Genomic DNA, 14,639 nt, shown 5'->3' with positions numbered 1-14,639 from the left:
GTTCCGGTCCTGGTTCGGATCGGAGTTGAGGTGGAACCCTTCCTGCGGGTTGCGCAGGTCGTGAATTTCGCCGGAAGCGGCCGGACGGGCCAGGGAGTACTGGTCGGTCCACGGCGCGTTATGGCCGCCATTGTAGACGTTTCCGTCGTAGGCCAGGTTGTCCGTCGCCGAGCCGGCCGGGCAGACGGTGACGCCGTCCGGTTTCAGATCGCCCGGGGCGAGACAGTTGTCCGGGCCGGGCGAGGTCACGACCAGGTCGAGGTCGTTGACCAGCGGTCCGCCGCTCCCCGGCGCCGACGGGATGTCGGTCCAGGCCAGTCCGATGACCAGCTCGCTCCTGAGAACCGCCAGCCCGCCGCCCGCGCCCACGATGGTCCGCGGGCTGCCCACGCGGAACCTGTGGGTCTTCGACGTAGTCACGTTGTCGATCGCCGGCTCGCCGGTGGCGATGTCGTCCCACACCAGAAGACCCCGGGCGGGGTGCTCCGGGGTGGACGGGGCGTTCGGGCTGGTCACGAAGTTCTTCGACCAGTTGGACAGGGGCAGCGTGTGGCTGAGGACCGCCCGGCCGTATCCCTGCTCGCTGTTCCCCATCACACCAATGAAGACTCCTCCCACCGTACCGAGATTCATGCCGCGGGTGCGGCGGAGGTTCCGTTCGTTGACATCCTGCCCCTGCGTCCCGACCAGGACGCCGAACTTGGCCGAGGCCACCAGGGCGGCCTTCACCAGGGCCCCCGAGACGTTCGGAACGAGGTTGGCGGGCTGCCGATCGCCGGTCGGATAGAAGCCTTGCGCGAAGTAGTCGCGGATGAGCGCTCCGGCCCCCGCCATGTAGGCGGCGGCGTACGACGTCCCGAAGTTCCCTTCGTCGATCTGGGCGTCCACCGGGAACACGTTGTTGTTGTCGCGGCTGCGGAACGCTGCGATGGAGGCCGTCTCGAAGGTCAGCGACAGCAGGTCGGTCGCGGGGGCCGTGACGAGAGGCGCCATGCGCAGCGACTCCAGAGTCGCCGGACCTTTCGATCCGAAACAGACCGTATTGTTCTCCTGGTCGTTCGTCCCGAAAACGGTCACGGCGTCGGTCCGGGTCCCGCCGACCGACACCAGGTTCTTCGCGGTCGAAGGGGGCTGCGTCTGGATCGGCCGCGAGACGTTCGGGTCCTCATCGGCCGCCGTCCCGTTGAACAGGTCGGGGATGACACAGAGCATCAGCCCCACGCGATTGTTACCGGAGAAACCGCCGTTGTTGCCGACCGGGGCGAAGACCATGAAGTCGCGGTTGTTGTACAGGAACTTGTCGATGTCGGCCGCCTGCTGCGGGTAGGTCCCGTTCGTCGCCAGGAACTGGGTGGTGGAGAAGTTGTCCGGCGCGCCGAACGGCGTGACCGCCAGGTGCGTTTCCGCCCCGCCCCCCACGATGCCGGCGCAGAGGCCCGTGCCGCCGCTGCGCGGGCAGATCAGCTCCGCCAGGCGCGTGGCAAGGCTGCCGGGATCGACGTTCCCCCCTCTCTCGATCAGGGAGTTGATCGTGCAGAGCGACCGGCCGGCGACGTCGCTCACGATGATGCGGGCCCCTTTGGCCACGCCGTCGAGGTTGGCGTTGCGAGGCTGGCCGCCCCCGCCGAGGCCGGACCGGGTCGCGAAGACGCCGACTCCGCTCGGCCATGCGGCGATCGCGCTCGCCACGGTGTTGCCGTGGCTGCCCGCGCCGTCGAGCACGCCGTCGCAGTCGTCGCCGTTGTCACGCACCGCGATGATCGAGTGGACCTTGCGGTGGTTGGCCGCGGGGAAACTGTGCTGGATGTCGAAGACCTGCATGGCGGTCTGCGAGAAGCTGGGGGTGTCGGCCGAGATGCCGTTGTCGATGACGCCCACGAGCTGGGGCGGCACCGTGTCCGTCCCGTTGTTCACCCTCTGGCCGTCGGCGTTCGTGTCGATGCCGCCGCCGTCGACCCCGGCGTCGTCGAACGGCCGGATGAAGTGGGCGTCCTCCGCCGAGCCGGCCTGGACCATCACCGGAACCTTCGAGTTCAGCTGCATCAGCTCCAGCGATTCCTGGATGTGCAGGACCTCGGGCTCACGAGCAATCCTTCCGAGAGCCTTGTGGTCCGCGCGGACCAGGTAGGCCGAGCCATCCACGCCGTAGTCGGCCACGTCGACCACGCCGGGGATCTTCGCGAGACGGTCCCTCGCCCCCTGGCCGCTGCCGCCCGGCACCATGGCTACCTCGAGTAGGAAGGTCGGGTCGAGCGCCCTCTCCCTGTTGATCAGCGGGCGCCGGCCGGCCGTCATGTCGATCTTGTCCCCCGGCTGCATGGCATAGAAGAAGGCCACGTCCTCGTTCTGGCGCAGTTTCCCAACCTGTCCCGCCTCGACGTAGGCGAGAATCGTCGAGTTCGCCCGGTAGTCGATGATGGAGGTGACGTCCCGGCGGATGCCGTCGAGAACGGCGTCCAGCCCCTTCGCCGCGATCGCCTCCGGCTTCAGCATGAGGTAGTCGGGTCCGTGGGTCAGATGACCCCTGGCGCCCAGGCGCGTGACCTCGTTATCCGCGAACTGGAGGTCGGCCGGCAGGCCGCGAAGCGCAGCCTCGGGGTTCTTCGGGTCGATGTCCGCGATGTTCGTCCGCAGCAATCCCCTGGGGTCGCCATCGACACGCCGCGGGGACTTGAAATCCTCGCCGCAGACCGCGAATCCGGAAGGCCGCAGCGTTGCGGGAGGCAGATGGACGCCGGCCATCTTCTTCGCGTCCATCTCCATCAGCTTGGCGATGAAGGCGTCCTCCTCGTCCACCTCGGCGGGGGCCGCGAGGAGGGACATCCCCACGACGGCCAATGCGCCAATGGGAACGACGAGAGCGATTGCGCGCAGGTACAACTGTCCGGCGGACCCGTCGGCAGGGAGTCTCACGGTGTCCTCCTCAGATGTGAAGCAGCGGCGGCGAGTACCTCAAAATACGACGGTTATGAGGGCCTGTCAATCCGATTCCGGCGAACGCATCCGGCGGAGGCCGGCAGCCGGGCCCCCTCCCCAACGGCAGGCATCAAGAGGTTTTACTTGGCGGACCAGCCTGCAGGGACACTAGCTCGCGGCCGTCGCCCCGCCCAGCCGCCGCCAGAGGAAGTAGACCGGCACGCCGGTCAGCATGATCACCAGGCCGGGCCAGGTCGTCTGCGTCTTGTAGGTGATCAGGACGAGCAGGATGATCGTGGCGGCCAGGACATACAGGAGGGGCACGACCGGATAGCCGACGGCGCGGTAGGGGCGCTCGACGTCCGGCCGCTTGCGGCGCAGGACGAAGATGCCGGCGATGGTGAGGACGTAGAACGTCACGGCCGCGAAGATGACGTAGTCCAGCAGGTTGCTGTAGAGGTTGCCGTACGTCTCGGCGCCGCTCACGGGATCGAGGAGCGGGCTCCCCGCGGCGTCCCGCAGGCGCGTCCGGGGCAGGACGAGGAAGGCGGTCCAGATCCCCTGAATCACCAGGGCCATGCCGGGGACGTGGCGCTCGTTGAGGGATCCGGTCGAGCGGAAGAACAGGCCGTCGCGCGCCATGGCGTAGACCACCCGGGCGCCGGCCAGGATCAGGCCGTTGTTGCAGCCGAACGTCGAGATGACGATCGCCACCGCCATGATCGCCGCACCGACGTTGCCGAAAATCGCCTGCAGGGCGGCCGTGGCGACGCGGTCGTCGGGGGCGTGCTGGATGCCGGCCAGGGGCAGGACGCAGAGATAGGCGAGGCTGGCCAGGACGTAGAGAGTCATCACGAGCCCGGTCCCGAGCGCCAGCGACAGCGGCACGTTGCGTCTCGGATCCCTCACCTCGCCGGCGATGAACGTGATGTTGTTCCAGGCATCGGACGAGAAGAGCGATCCCACCTGGGCCACGCACAAGGCGACGACGAGGCCGAACAGCCCGCTGGCGGCCGAGACGGCCGGCATGAAGGAGACATCGGGCCGGATGGTCAGGGGATCGCGCGGGGTGAACGCCCCGGCGAAATTCGCCGCCACGGCTTCGGCGTTCCGGCAGAGGATCACACCCAGGACGATGAGGGCCAGCAGCGACAGGGTCTTGGCGGACGTAAAGACGTTCTGGATCAGCTTGCCGACCTTGAGGCCGCGGGTGTTGAGGTAGGTCAAGAAAGCGATCATCACGATCGCCACGAGCTGTTGCCGCGACAGGCTGAGGGCATAGTTGGACGAGACGTTGATCGGCTCGACGATCCACGCGGTCGGCGAGATCCACGGAACCAGCACGCCGAGGTAGCGCGCGAACCCGACCCCCACCGCCGCGATCGTGCCGCTCTGGATGACCAGGAAGAGGGTCCAGCCGTACAGGAAGCCCCAGAGCGGCGAGTACGCCTCGCGCAGGTAGACATACTGGCCGCCGGCCGACGGCATCATCGCCGCCAGCTCGCCGTACGACAGGGCGGCGGTGACCGTCAGGAGCCCGGTGATGACCCAGGTGAGGATGAGACCGCCGGCCGAGCCGACGTGCCGCGCGATGTCGGCCGACACGATGAAGATGCCGCTTCCGATCATCGACCCGGCGACGATCATCGTCGAGTCGAGCAGCCCCAGCCCGCGAATCAGGCCGGTTGACTTGTCTTCGACCGCTGCGGCCGGTTGAGCCATCGATCTCGCGTTGTGAGAATGCGTGGCGCGACTGAATTGCGGGGCGAAGCGTAGTCCAAGTTCGGGGCGGACGCAACAAGGCGCCCCGCCCCTGCGTCGCCCCGCTCCATCCGCCGCTCCATCCGCTTGACGCAAAAGGGGCAGGAAGGATAATCTCCCGCGTCTTCGGGGGCCCCCGGGCCCCTCAACTCAGGGAGGGGCCGCCCCCAGACAGCCGAGCGCGGCGGGCCTCTCGTCCCGATCGAACACAGGAGGGTGTTCATGGACGTCGGTACCGTTCTGCCGCTGGTTCTTGGAATCAGCGTTCTGTCCCTGGTCGTGGCAGCCTTCCTGGCGAAGCACGTCCTCGCGGCCGACAACGGCACGGCCGCGATGCGCCAGATCTCGGACGCCATCCGCGAGGGGGCCGAGGCCTTCCTGTCCCGCCAGTACAGGACGATCGCCGCGCTGTCGGTGGTGGCGGCGCTGCTCATCTTCGGCTTCTACTTCGCCAACCGCGAGGTGAAGAACATCGCCGAGATGGGCTCCGGGGTGGCCTGGAAGATCACCCTGTCGTTCGTCACGGGAGCGCTCTGCTCGGCGATCGCCGGCTACATCGGCATGTACGTGTCGATCCGGGCCAACATCCGGACCGCGGCGGCCGCCATGACGAGCCTCAACAAGGCGCTGCAGATCGCCCTGCGCGCGGGGGCCGTGAGCGGCCTGTCGGTCGTGTCGATGAGCCTCCTGGGCGTCGGCGGCCTGTTCTACCTCTTCGGCGGGATGCAGGACTACCGGCACGTGCCGCTGCAGATCGTCGGGTTCGGCTTCGGCGCCTCGTTCGTCGCCCTGTTCGCGCAGCTCGGCGGCGGCATCTACACGAAGGCGGCCGACGTCGGGGCCGATCTCGTCGGCAAGGTCGAGGCCGGCATCCCGGAGGACGACCCGCGCAACCCGGCGGTCATCGCCGACCTGGTGGGCGACAACGTCGGCGACTGCGCCGGCCGCGGCGCCGACCTGTTCGAGTCGACCGCGGCGGAGAACGTCGGCGCCATGATCCTGGGGATCGCGCTCTATCCGGTGTTCGGGATGGGCGGCATCCTCTTCCCCCTCCTCGCCCGCGCCTTCGGGTTGATCGCCACGACGGTGGGCGTGTTCACCGTGCGCTGCCGGGAGGACGAAGACCCGATGCGCGCCCTCAACCGCGGCTACCTGGTGACGACGATCCTGGCGATGCTCGGGTTCGCCGCCGCCGTCTACATGCTCCTCAAGCCGGTCACGGGGTATGCGGGCGAAGTCCGCCAGGGGTATCTGCTTCTGGCCGGGATCATCGGCATCGTCACCGCCTTCGCGTTCGTGCTGATCACGCAGTACTACACCGAGTACCGCTACCGTCCGGTGCGCTCCATCGCCGAGGCCTCGAGGACCGGGCCGGCGACCAACATCATCAGCGGCCTGGCGGTCGGGTTCGAGTGCACCGGGCTTCCGGTCCTCACCGTGTCGGCGGCGTTGATGGGCTCCTACTGGTGCGGCAAGATGGCGCTCGGCAGCATGCCGGGCTCGGGGCTCTACGGCACGGCGATCGCCACCATGGGGATGCTGGCGCCGTGCGCCTACATCCTGGCGATGGACACGTTCGGGCCGATCACCGACAACGCCGGCGGCATCATCGAGATGTCGAAGCAGCCGGAGGCGATCCGGCAGAAGACCGACCGGCTGGACGCCGTCGGCAACACCACCAAGGCGCTGACCAAGGGGTACGCCATCGGCTCGGCGGCCCTGGCCGCCTTCCTGCTGTTCAGCGCCTACCTGGACGAGGTCGCCAAGATCACCGGATCGGTGATCGGGGTCGACCTGACCCGCGTGCCGGTCTTCGTCGGCGGCCTGCTCGGCGCCACGCTGGTCTTCGTCTTTTCCTCGATGGCGATCAAGGCGGTCGGCCGGGCGGCGCAGGTCGTGATCGGCGAGGTGCGCCGGCAGTTCCGGGAGAACCCCGGGATCATGAAGGGGACCTCCAAGCCGGACTACGCCCGCTGCGTCGACATCGTCACCGTGGGCGCCCTGAAGGCAATGGTCGCGCCGGGGCTCCTGGCGGTCCTCACCCCGGTCGCCGTCGGCTTCTCCTTCAAGTACCTCTCCCCCTACGGGCACGTCGGCGCCGAGTCGGTGGCCGCGGTCCTGATGGTCGGCACGATCGCCGGGATCCTGATGGCGACGGTCATGAACAACGGCGGCGGCGCCTGGGACAACGCCAAGAAATACATCGAATCGGGACTGTTCAAGGTGGACGGGGTGGTGGTCGGCAAGCGTTCCGAGCCCCACAAGGCTGCCGTCGTCGGCGACACGGTCGGCGATCCGTTCAAGGACACGGCCGGGCCGTCTCTGCACGTCCTGATCAAGCTCCTGTCGACGATCACGCTCGTCCTGGCTCCGCTGTTCATCTGAAGGAGGGCCGCATGCTGCAGGAGTTCAAGAAATTCGCGTTGCAGGGGAACGTCCTCGACATGGCGGTCGGGATCATCGTCGGGGCGTCGTTCGGGAAGATCATCACGTCCATCGTCAACGACGTGCTGATGCCGCCCATAGGGCTCCTCGTGGGGCGGGTCGACTTCTCCAGCCTGTTCGTCAACCTGTCCGGCAACCCCTACGCCTCGCTTGCCGAGGCCAAGGCGGCCGGCGCCCCCACGATCAACTACGGCCTGTTCCTGAACAACATCTTCGATTTCATCATCGTGGCGTTCGTGATCTTCCTCCTGGTCAAGCAGGTGAACCGCCTGAAGAGCCAGAAGCCTGCGCCGGCCGCGGCCGCCACGACGCGCGATTGCCCGCGCTGCCTCTCGAGCATTCCGTTCAAGGCCACCCGCTGCGCCTTCTGCACCTCCGACCTGCAGGCGGCGCCGGGGCGCTGACGGGGCGCGATCGGCCCGACGCGATGTGAGGATCCGCCGCATGGCTCCGACCCGCTCGCGCTACCTGCACGGGACGCAACCGCGCGAGCAGAAGCGGCTGGCCCGCCTCAACACCCTGATCAACCGGGTGTCGCTGCGCGAGCTCGCTCCGCGCGGGGGCGAGCGGATCCTCGAGGTCGGCAGCGGTCTTGGCCAGTTCGCGCGCGACCTGGCGCGCGCCGCCGGCACCGGCGGCCGCGTGCTCGGCATCGAGCGCAGCCGCGAGCAGATCGAGGGGGCCCGGCGCGCCGCCCGGCGGGCCGGCGAGAGCAACCTGGTCGCGTGGCGCCGGGGGGACGCGCTCGCCCTGCCCCTCCGGCGCGGCGAGTGGGGATCGTTCGACGTCGCCCATGCCCGTTTCCTCCTCGAGCATGTCCCCGATCCGTTGCGGGTCGTCCGCGCGATGGTCCGATCCGTCCGGCCCGGGGGGCGCGTCGTCCTGGAGGATGACGACCACGACGTCCTGCGCCTGTGGCCGGAGCCTGCCGGGTTCACGCCCCTCTGGAAGGCCTACATCAGGAGCTTCGACCGGCTCGGCAACGATCCCGCGGTCGGACGCCGGCTGGTCAGCCTGCTGTACGAGGCGGGTGCCCGGCCGCGACGCAACACCTGGATCTTCTTCGGATCCTGCTCCGGCTCGCCGGACTTCAAGGCCTACGTCGAGAACGCCGTGGGCGTCGTGCGCAGCGCGCGCCGGGCGATCATCGACGGGGGGCTCCTGCCGGCGGCGACCTTTGACGCGGCCCTCCGAGCCTTCGACGCCTGGAAGCACCGACCGGACGCGGCGCTGTGGTTCGCCATCGCCTGGGCCGAGGGGGTTCGCCCGGCCCCGGGGCGTCGCGTATCCTCAAGGGGCCATGCGGATGACCCGAATTGACGGCGCGCCCCGAGCCGCCCTCGCCGGGATGGTTCTGGCCGCGGGGCTCTTCGCGCCGGTCGGCGTGGCCCGGGCGATCGACCGCGAGATCTTCAAGGACGTCCGGGATCGCTTCGAGGGGCGGGCCCTGCGGCTGCGCATCGATCTGAAGGCGGCCACGGGGGCCGCCGAGCCGAACATCGCCCGCCTCGAAGGGATCGCCCAGCCGGGGGAGCGCTCTCCCGTCCTGTTCCAGAGCCTGGAGACGGTCTACGTGCAGCGCATCACGCGCGAGGGGGGCTCCCGCCTCGGCCTGACGGTCTATCGCAACGAGGAGGAGGCCAGGAGGCTGCGCGCCAGCGCCATCCCGGGTCCGTCCCTGTCCAACCCGGCCTACGACCGCACCCTCGCCGCGTTCGCCCGGCAGGGATCGACCACCGTCCTCCTCGAGCTCAAGGCGGGAAAGAAGGACCCGCAGGGACAACTGGACGAGATCGAGACCCTGCTCGACCGGGTGTTCTACCTGAAATCGGAGCCGGGGCTTCAGGCTCTCGAGGACTTCGTGCGACGGCACTCCGGCATGCCGATCTCCAGGCTGCGGGCCGTCACCGGCCTGCCGGACGACCGCATCCGGGAGCTGCTGAAGGAAGCGGCCCCTCCCGCTCCCTGAGTTCAGCCGAAGCTGACCCGGACGAAATGGCGCTTCCCGACCTTGAAGAGATACGTGGCGGCGGGAGCCGCGGGGACTTCGCGGCTGGTGTCGGAGAGGCGCTCGCCGTCGAGGTAGACCCCCCCCTGCTCGATGAGGCGGCGGGCCTCGCCGTTCGATTTCGCGAGGCCGATCCCGACCAGGAGCTTCGGCACCCAGACCGGATCCGGGGCCGACGGCAGCCGGACCTCGCGCACCTCTTCGGGCGTTTCCTTCCGGGCGAAGATCTTCTCGAACTCGGCCGCCGCCTCCGCCGCCGCCTTCGCGCCGTGATAGTCGGCGACCAGGCGGCGGGCCAGATCGGACTTGGCCTGCTTCGGGTGCAGCTCCCCCGCCTCGACCCGCCGCCGCATCGCGGCGATCTCGCCGACGGTCGCGTCGGTGCACAGCTCCCAGTAACGCCACATCAGCGTGTCGGAAATCGACATCGCCTTCCCGTAGATCTCCCTCGGCGGCTCGTTGATCCCGATGTAGTTGCCGAGCGACTTGCTCATCTTCTCGACGCCGTCCAGGCCTTCGAGGAGCGGCATGGTCAGGACGACCTGGGGCTCGAGCCCGAATTCGCGCATCACCTCCCGCCCGACGAGCAGGTTGAACGTCTGGTCGGTGCCCCCCATCTCGACGTCCGCCTTCAGGGCGACCGAGTCGTACGCCTGGGCGATCGGGTAGAGAAACTCGTGCAGGCCGATCGGCTGCCCCCCCTTGTAGCGCCGTGAAAAATCGTCGCGCTCGAGGAGCCGCGCCACGGTGTACTTGGAGGCGAGGTGGATGAACCCGGCCGCGTTCAGCTTGCCGAGCCAGCGGCTGTTGAAGTCGACCACCGTCTTCTTCGGGTGCAGGATCTTGAAGACCTGCTTCTTGTAGGTGGCGGCGTTCTGCTTCACCTGCTCGCGCGTCAGGACCGGACGCGTCTTGCTCTGCCCGGTCGGGTCGCCGATCATCCCGGTGAAATCGCCGATCAGGAAGACGACGCGGTGCCCCATGTCCTGGAAGTGCTTCATCTTGCGGAGGACGACGGTGTGGCCGAGATGTAGGTCGGGGGCGGACGGGTCGAAGCCGACCTTGATCGTCAGCGGGCTTTCCGTCTTGCGCGAGCGTTCCAGCTTGGCGAGGAGCTCTTCCTCGCGGATGATCTCGACCGCCCCCTTGCGCAGGTAGGTGATCTGCTCGTCCACCGGGGGGAACGCGCCCGCCGTCATGGCGCGAAGTCTATACCAACCCCTGGAGGATCACGTGCCGCGGCGCCCGCCGCGGTCGGAGCCTGTCCGCGTATTCGGGCAGGCTCCTAGACCAGCCCGCGCTCCTTCAGGCTGACGAATCCACGCCGGCTCACGATCAGGTGGTCGTACAGGCTGATCCCCATCAGGTCGCCGGCGCGCGCCATGGTGCGCGTGAATTCCACGTCGTCCCGGCTGGGGTCGAGGCTGCCGCTGGGATGGTTGTGCACCAGGACGAAGGCCAGCGCCGAGTTGACGATCGCCGGCTGCAGCACCTCGCGCGGGTGGGTGCGGGTCGTGTTCAGGCTGCCGATCGACACGGTCTCCCGGCAGATCAGCCGGTTCTGCGCGTCCAGGTAGAGCGCGACCAGGTGCTCCTTGCGCGCCTTCTTGAGGTCGCGCACCAGGGTGTACGCCTCGGCGGGGGAGCTGACGCGCGGCTCCTCCCCCTGCGGGGCCAGAAGGCGGCGCCCCAGCTCGAAAGCGGCCAGCATCTGCGCCGCCTTCACCCGGCCGACGCCGCGCTCCTTGGACCAGTCCTTGAGCGACAGGCCCAGAAGACCCTGCCCGCCGTGCGCGCTCACCAGGTCCTCGGCGATGCGCACGACGCTCCGTCCTTTGGTCCCCGTGCCGAGGAGGACGGCGAGGAGCTCCGACTGGTTCAGTCCGCCAGGACCGAAGCGCAGGAGCTTCTCCCGTGGCCGCAAGGCCCCCATCGGCGTCTCGCGGACCCCTTTGGGGCGGCGCGGCGCGGCGCCCGCGCCGGGGGACTCGGCGGGGTACGACGCGGCTGGCGCGCCGGGACGGATCGGATCGGCGAGGGGGATGGCGTCGTCGGGCATCGCTGCGAACGATAGCAAGGGTCGTGCCGCCTGCCGACAGGGTGCACGGCCCGTCCCGGTGTCCGCATGCGGGCGCTGTCCGCGGTCGGCCCCTTGCGGGGGATCACTTCCTGGAGTGGACAGTCGGCGGGCCGGTTCGCCGGCTACGAGCCTGTCGGGCCGGACCCCAGGACGCGCCGGCCCTCGATCCGCAGGCTGCCGGAAAAGAACAGGGCGATGGCGCGGCTGTAGACCCGGTGCTCCGCCTCGAGGATGCGGGCCTCCAGGGCCTCCGGCGTATCGTCGTCCATCACCTGCACCGCCTCCTGCAGGAGGATGGGCCCGCTGTCGACCTGCTCGTCCACGAAGTGGACGGTGCAGCCGCTGACCTTGACGCCGGCCGAGAGGGCCTGCCGCTGCGGTTGAGTGCCGGGGAACGACGGGAGGAGAGACGGGTGGATGTTCAGGATTCGCCCCTTGAACCGGTCGACGAACCACCCCGACAGGAGCCGCATGTACCCCGCGAGGCAGATGAGCCTTGCACCGGTCGCCTCGAGGGCGCGGGCCATCTCCTGATCGTGCTCCTCGCGCGTCGCGCTTTTGCGGTGATCGATGACGAGGGTCGGCACGCCCCGGGCCCGCGCCGCCGGGAGACCGGCCGCCGACGGCTCGTTGCTGATCACCAGCGCGACCCGGGCGTCGAGATCGCCCGCGGCGATGCGATCGAGAATCGCGAGCAGGTTCGAGCCGCGTCCCGAGATCAGGACACCGATCGTGTTTGCGGACGGCGCCGGCCGGGGCATGGCGCCTCCCTCAGAGGAGACGGCGGAAGAAATAGAACCCGGCCGCCACGACGAAGGACAGGAGCGTCAGGCCGAGATAGACGGCGGCGCGCTCGATGCGGTGGCGCAACGCCTGCCCCAGCGCCGCACCGAGCAGGACGAAGGCGCTGGCCGTGAACAGGAGGCTCATCACCGTGAGGTACCACACGTAGACGTGCATGGCTTAGGCTCCCGCCGTGGATCGGGCCCCGGCGCGGTCCGGCCCGCTCCTCCGGACGTAGATCACGTTCCGGTTGCCGCGGACGATCTCGCCGATCCGGTAATGCTTCTCCCCCAGGCCATCGAGGTGTTTCACGACCTCGCTCTCCCGGTGGAGCGGCACCACGAGGACCATGCCGATTCCCATGTTGAAGGTCCGGAACATCTCGTCGTCGTCGATCCGCCCCTCGGTCCGGAGATACTCGAAGACCGGAGGCACCGGCCAGGTTCCCACGTCGATGCGCGCCGCGATGCCGCGCGGCAGGATGCGGGGGATGTTGTCGGTGCAGCCTCCGCCGGTGATGTGCGCCAGGCCGTAGACCGCGCCGGTCGCGATCAGGCCGCGCAGCGCCGGCAGGTAGGACCGGTGCACCTGCAGGAGCTCCTCCCCGACCGTCCGGTTCAGCTCCGGCAGGCGGGTGTCGGGCCGGAACTTGCGCCGCTCGAAGAAGATCTTCCGCGCCAGCGAGTAGCCGTTGGTGTGCAGCCCCGTGGACGGCAGGCCGATGAGCACGTCCCCCGAGGCGATGCGCGCCCCGTCGATGACGTGATCGCGATCGACCACGCCGACGATGAACCCGGCCAGGTCGTAGTCTCCCGGCTTGTACAGGTCGGGCATTTCCGCAGTCTCTCCGCCGATCAGGGCGCAGCCGGCCTCCCGGCAGGCGCGCGCCAGGCCCGACACCACGTCGATCATCACGCCGGCGTCCACCTTCCCCATGGCGATGTAGTCGAGGAAGAAGAGCGGCATGGCCCCCTGCACCAGGATGTCGTTGATGCAATGGTTGACCAGGTCCATGCCGATGGTCTTGTGCTGGCCGGCCTGGATCGCCACCTTGAGCTTGGTGCCGACCCCGTCCGTGCTGCTCACGAGGATCGGGCGGCGGAGCGGCCCCGCCGCCGCCAGGTCGTACAGGCCGCCGAACGACCCGATGTCGCTCAGGACCCCCTTCTTGAAGGTGCCCCGCGCGATAAGGCGGATCTTCTGGATGGCGCGCATCTTGGCGTCGATGTCGACGCCGGCGTCCTTGTACGTGAGCCGGCGCGCGGCCCCGTCGCCACGCCCGGGGGCCTGCGGCGGCGCCGCGGGACGCGCCGGGCGCTCCCGCCCTCCTCCCTTCACGCTCCCTGGCATGGACCGACGCCCCGCATGGACGCAACTGTCGTGGACTGATGGTTTTGGGGCGCGGATTATAACCCGGGACGGCGCGCCAGTGTCAACGCCTGTCGCACTGAGGTTTTCCCTGCATCGAGTTGCGTGCGGGAGCGGTGCGGCGCGGCGGGCCTCATGCTCGGCGACGGGGCCCCCCAGATCGCCCGATCTCCTCGACTTGCCTCGAAATCGGGCCGTCGCGCCGCACCGCTCCCGCCCGCGACGCACCGCCCGGAAGCCCTCCGCACGCGGGCGCTGCCGCTGGATCATCGCCCAGGCGGGGCGCCAGCCGGCCGGCGGAGACGCATGCCCAGCCACAGGTGGCGGGCCGCAGCGCTTTGCGGCGATTTCGAGGCAAGCCGCGGAGCCAAGTTGGGCTGGTTGGCCCCGTCGCCGAGCATGAGCCGCAAGGCGCTGCGGCCCGCCACCCGCGACTGGGGAAGGGTTCAGCCGACGGGGGGAGCGCTACACTTGAAGGACGATCCTGCCGGTGACGCCGCGGTCGAAGAGCAGCTGGTGCGCCTTCGGGGCCTCGGCCAGGGGCATGAGGCGGGAGACGACGGGACGGACCTTCTTCTCCATCACCAGACGGAACGACTCCGACAGCTCGGGGGTCGTGGTCGCGAACGAGCCCTTGATCTCCAGCTCCTTCAGGATCACCAGGCCCGGCATGAAGGACACCGGCTTCGTCTCGAGATTGCCGACCACGATCAGCCGCCCGGCGGGGGCCAGGGAGCGGATCGCCTGGTCGAAGGTGAGGGCCCCGGTGATCTCGAGCGCCACGTCCACGCCACGCCCGCCGGTCAATCGGCGCGCCGCCTCGGCGAACTTGAGATTCGGGGCGACGATCACCTCGTCGGCGCCGGCTTCCTTGAGGCGATCGGCTTTCTGGGGCGAGGAGGTCACCGCCAGGATGCGCGCGCCGATCAGGCGGCACACCTGGATCGTGTGGAGCCCGACTCCCCCCGAGGCGCCGGTGATGAGGACGGTCTCGTCCAGCTGCACGCCCCCGCGGGCGCGCACCACGTGCAGGGCGGTCCCGATCGTGCAGGCGCAGATGCAGGCTTCCTCGTCGGCGAGGCCGTCGGGAATCCGGGCCAGGCCCTGCTCCTCCGCCACCACGAACTCGGCATAGCCGCCGGGAATCTCCTCTCCGAAGAAGACCCCTTCCTTGCACAGGGTCGAGCGGCCGCGCTTGCACAGGTCGCAGCGTCCGCAGTGGACCCGCTGGATGGTGGCGACCCGGTGGCCCGGGCGGAGCGCCGGCACGCCGGTCCC

Annotated in this window: 12 protein-coding genes; 4 read left to right on the top strand and 8 right to left on the bottom strand. The window is 69.2% G+C overall.

The features are described 5' to 3' along the window. Both VGV60_08985 and VGV60_08980 read right to left on the bottom strand, forming a co-directional pair. The coding region (locus tag VGV60_08985; GenBank protein ID HEV8701390.1) for a S8 family serine peptidase at nt 1–2,913 on the bottom strand (2,913 nt) is incomplete at its 3' end. Between the two features lie 171 nt (nt 2,914–3,084). Continuing rightward, nucleotides 3,085–4,638: an amino acid permease gene (locus VGV60_08980; GenBank protein ID HEV8701389.1), complete on the bottom strand. Its 1,554-nt coding sequence runs from the start codon at nt 4,636–4,638 to the stop codon at nt 3,085–3,087. 261 nt (nt 4,639–4,899) lie between these two features. Between VGV60_08980 and VGV60_08975 the strand changes: the two genes are divergently transcribed. The 4 genes from VGV60_08975 to VGV60_08960 are packed head-to-tail and all read left to right on the top strand — an operon-like array spanning nt 4,900 to nt 9,091. Continuing rightward, nucleotides 4,900–7,062 carry a sodium-translocating pyrophosphatase gene (locus VGV60_08975; GenBank protein HEV8701388.1) on the top strand — a complete coding sequence of 721 codons (2,163 nt, stop codon included), beginning with the start codon at nt 4,900–4,902 and terminating at the stop codon, nt 7,060–7,062. A gap of 11 nt (nt 7,063–7,073) precedes the next feature. Continuing rightward, nucleotides 7,074–7,526 carry a large conductance mechanosensitive channel protein MscL gene (gene mscL / locus VGV60_08970; protein HEV8701387.1) on the top strand — a complete coding sequence of 151 codons (453 nt, stop codon included), beginning with the start codon at nt 7,074–7,076 and terminating at the stop codon, nt 7,524–7,526. Between the two features lie 40 nt (nt 7,527–7,566). Beyond that, a complete protein-coding gene (locus VGV60_08965; GenBank protein HEV8701386.1) occupies nt 7,567–8,442 on the top strand; it encodes a methyltransferase domain-containing protein in 876 nt (291 codons plus the stop codon). Beyond that, the gene (locus VGV60_08960; GenBank protein HEV8701385.1) at nt 8,429–9,091 is read left to right on the top strand and encodes a hypothetical protein; all 663 of its coding nucleotides are present in this window, start codon (nt 8,429–8,431) and stop codon (nt 9,089–9,091) included. The genes VGV60_08965 and VGV60_08960 overlap by 14 nt, the downstream gene beginning before the upstream one ends. A 2-nt stretch (nt 9,092–9,093) precedes the next feature. Here VGV60_08960 and tyrS read toward each other — a convergent pair whose 3' ends face one another. The 6 genes from tyrS to VGV60_08930 all read right to left on the bottom strand — a co-directional run. After that, on the bottom strand, nt 9,094–10,329 hold the full coding sequence (tyrS, locus tag VGV60_08955) for a tyrosine--tRNA ligase (GenBank protein HEV8701384.1): 1,236 nt from the start codon (nt 10,327–10,329) through the stop codon (nt 9,094–9,096). A gap of 86 nt (nt 10,330–10,415) precedes the next feature. Further along, nucleotides 10,416–11,207, bottom strand: a complete 792-nt coding sequence (radC, locus tag VGV60_08950) for a DNA repair protein RadC (protein ID HEV8701383.1) — start codon at nt 11,205–11,207, stop codon at nt 10,416–10,418. Between the two features lie 125 nt (nt 11,208–11,332). Further along, the gene (gene purN, locus VGV60_08945; protein ID HEV8701382.1) at nt 11,333–11,971 is read right to left on the bottom strand and encodes a phosphoribosylglycinamide formyltransferase; all 639 of its coding nucleotides are present in this window, start codon (nt 11,969–11,971) and stop codon (nt 11,333–11,335) included. A 10-nt stretch (nt 11,972–11,981) separates the two neighbouring features. Next, nucleotides 11,982–12,170 carry a hypothetical protein gene (locus tag VGV60_08940; protein ID HEV8701381.1) on the bottom strand — a complete coding sequence of 63 codons (189 nt, stop codon included), beginning with the start codon at nt 12,168–12,170 and terminating at the stop codon, nt 11,982–11,984. 3 nt (nt 12,171–12,173) lie between these two features. Beyond that, nucleotides 12,174–13,343: a phosphoribosylformylglycinamidine cyclo-ligase gene (gene purM / locus VGV60_08935; protein ID HEV8701380.1), complete on the bottom strand. Its 1,170-nt coding sequence runs from the start codon at nt 13,341–13,343 to the stop codon at nt 12,174–12,176. Nucleotides 13,344–13,826: 483 nt separating this feature from the next. After that, the coding region (locus tag VGV60_08930; GenBank protein HEV8701379.1) for a zinc-binding dehydrogenase at nt 13,827–14,639 on the bottom strand (813 nt) is incomplete at its 5' end.

This window comes from Candidatus Polarisedimenticolia bacterium (genome assembly GCA_036001465.1).
Classification (GTDB): Bacteria; Acidobacteriota; Polarisedimenticolia; order Gp22-AA2; family Gp22-AA2; genus Gp22-AA3.
This window is presented reverse-complemented; position numbering and strand designations above follow the sequence as displayed.

Excerpts from the sequence above, each read along its gene's own strand:
- VGV60_08980 (HEV8701389.1), bottom strand. The coding sequence starts at position 4,638 with ATGGCTCAACCGGCCGCAGCGGTCGAAGACAAGTCAACCGGCCTGATT.
- VGV60_08975 (HEV8701388.1), top strand. The coding sequence starts at position 4,900 with ATGGACGTCGGTACCGTTCTGCCGCTGGTTCTTGGAATCAGCGTTCTG.
- mscL (HEV8701387.1), top strand. The coding sequence starts at position 7,074 with ATGCTGCAGGAGTTCAAGAAATTCGCGTTGCAGGGGAACGTCCTCGAC.
- VGV60_08965 (HEV8701386.1), top strand. The coding sequence starts at position 7,567 with ATGGCTCCGACCCGCTCGCGCTACCTGCACGGGACGCAACCGCGCGAG.
- VGV60_08960 (HEV8701385.1), top strand. The coding sequence starts at position 8,429 with ATGACCCGAATTGACGGCGCGCCCCGAGCCGCCCTCGCCGGGATGGTT.
- tyrS (HEV8701384.1), bottom strand. The coding sequence starts at position 10,329 with ATGACGGCGGGCGCGTTCCCCCCGGTGGACGAGCAGATCACCTACCTG.
- purN (HEV8701382.1), bottom strand. The coding sequence starts at position 11,971 with ATGCCCCGGCCGGCGCCGTCCGCAAACACGATCGGTGTCCTGATCTCG.
- VGV60_08940 (HEV8701381.1), bottom strand. The coding sequence starts at position 12,170 with ATGCACGTCTACGTGTGGTACCTCACGGTGATGAGCCTCCTGTTCACG.
- purM (HEV8701380.1), bottom strand. The coding sequence starts at position 13,343 with ATGCCAGGGAGCGTGAAGGGAGGAGGGCGGGAGCGCCCGGCGCGTCCC.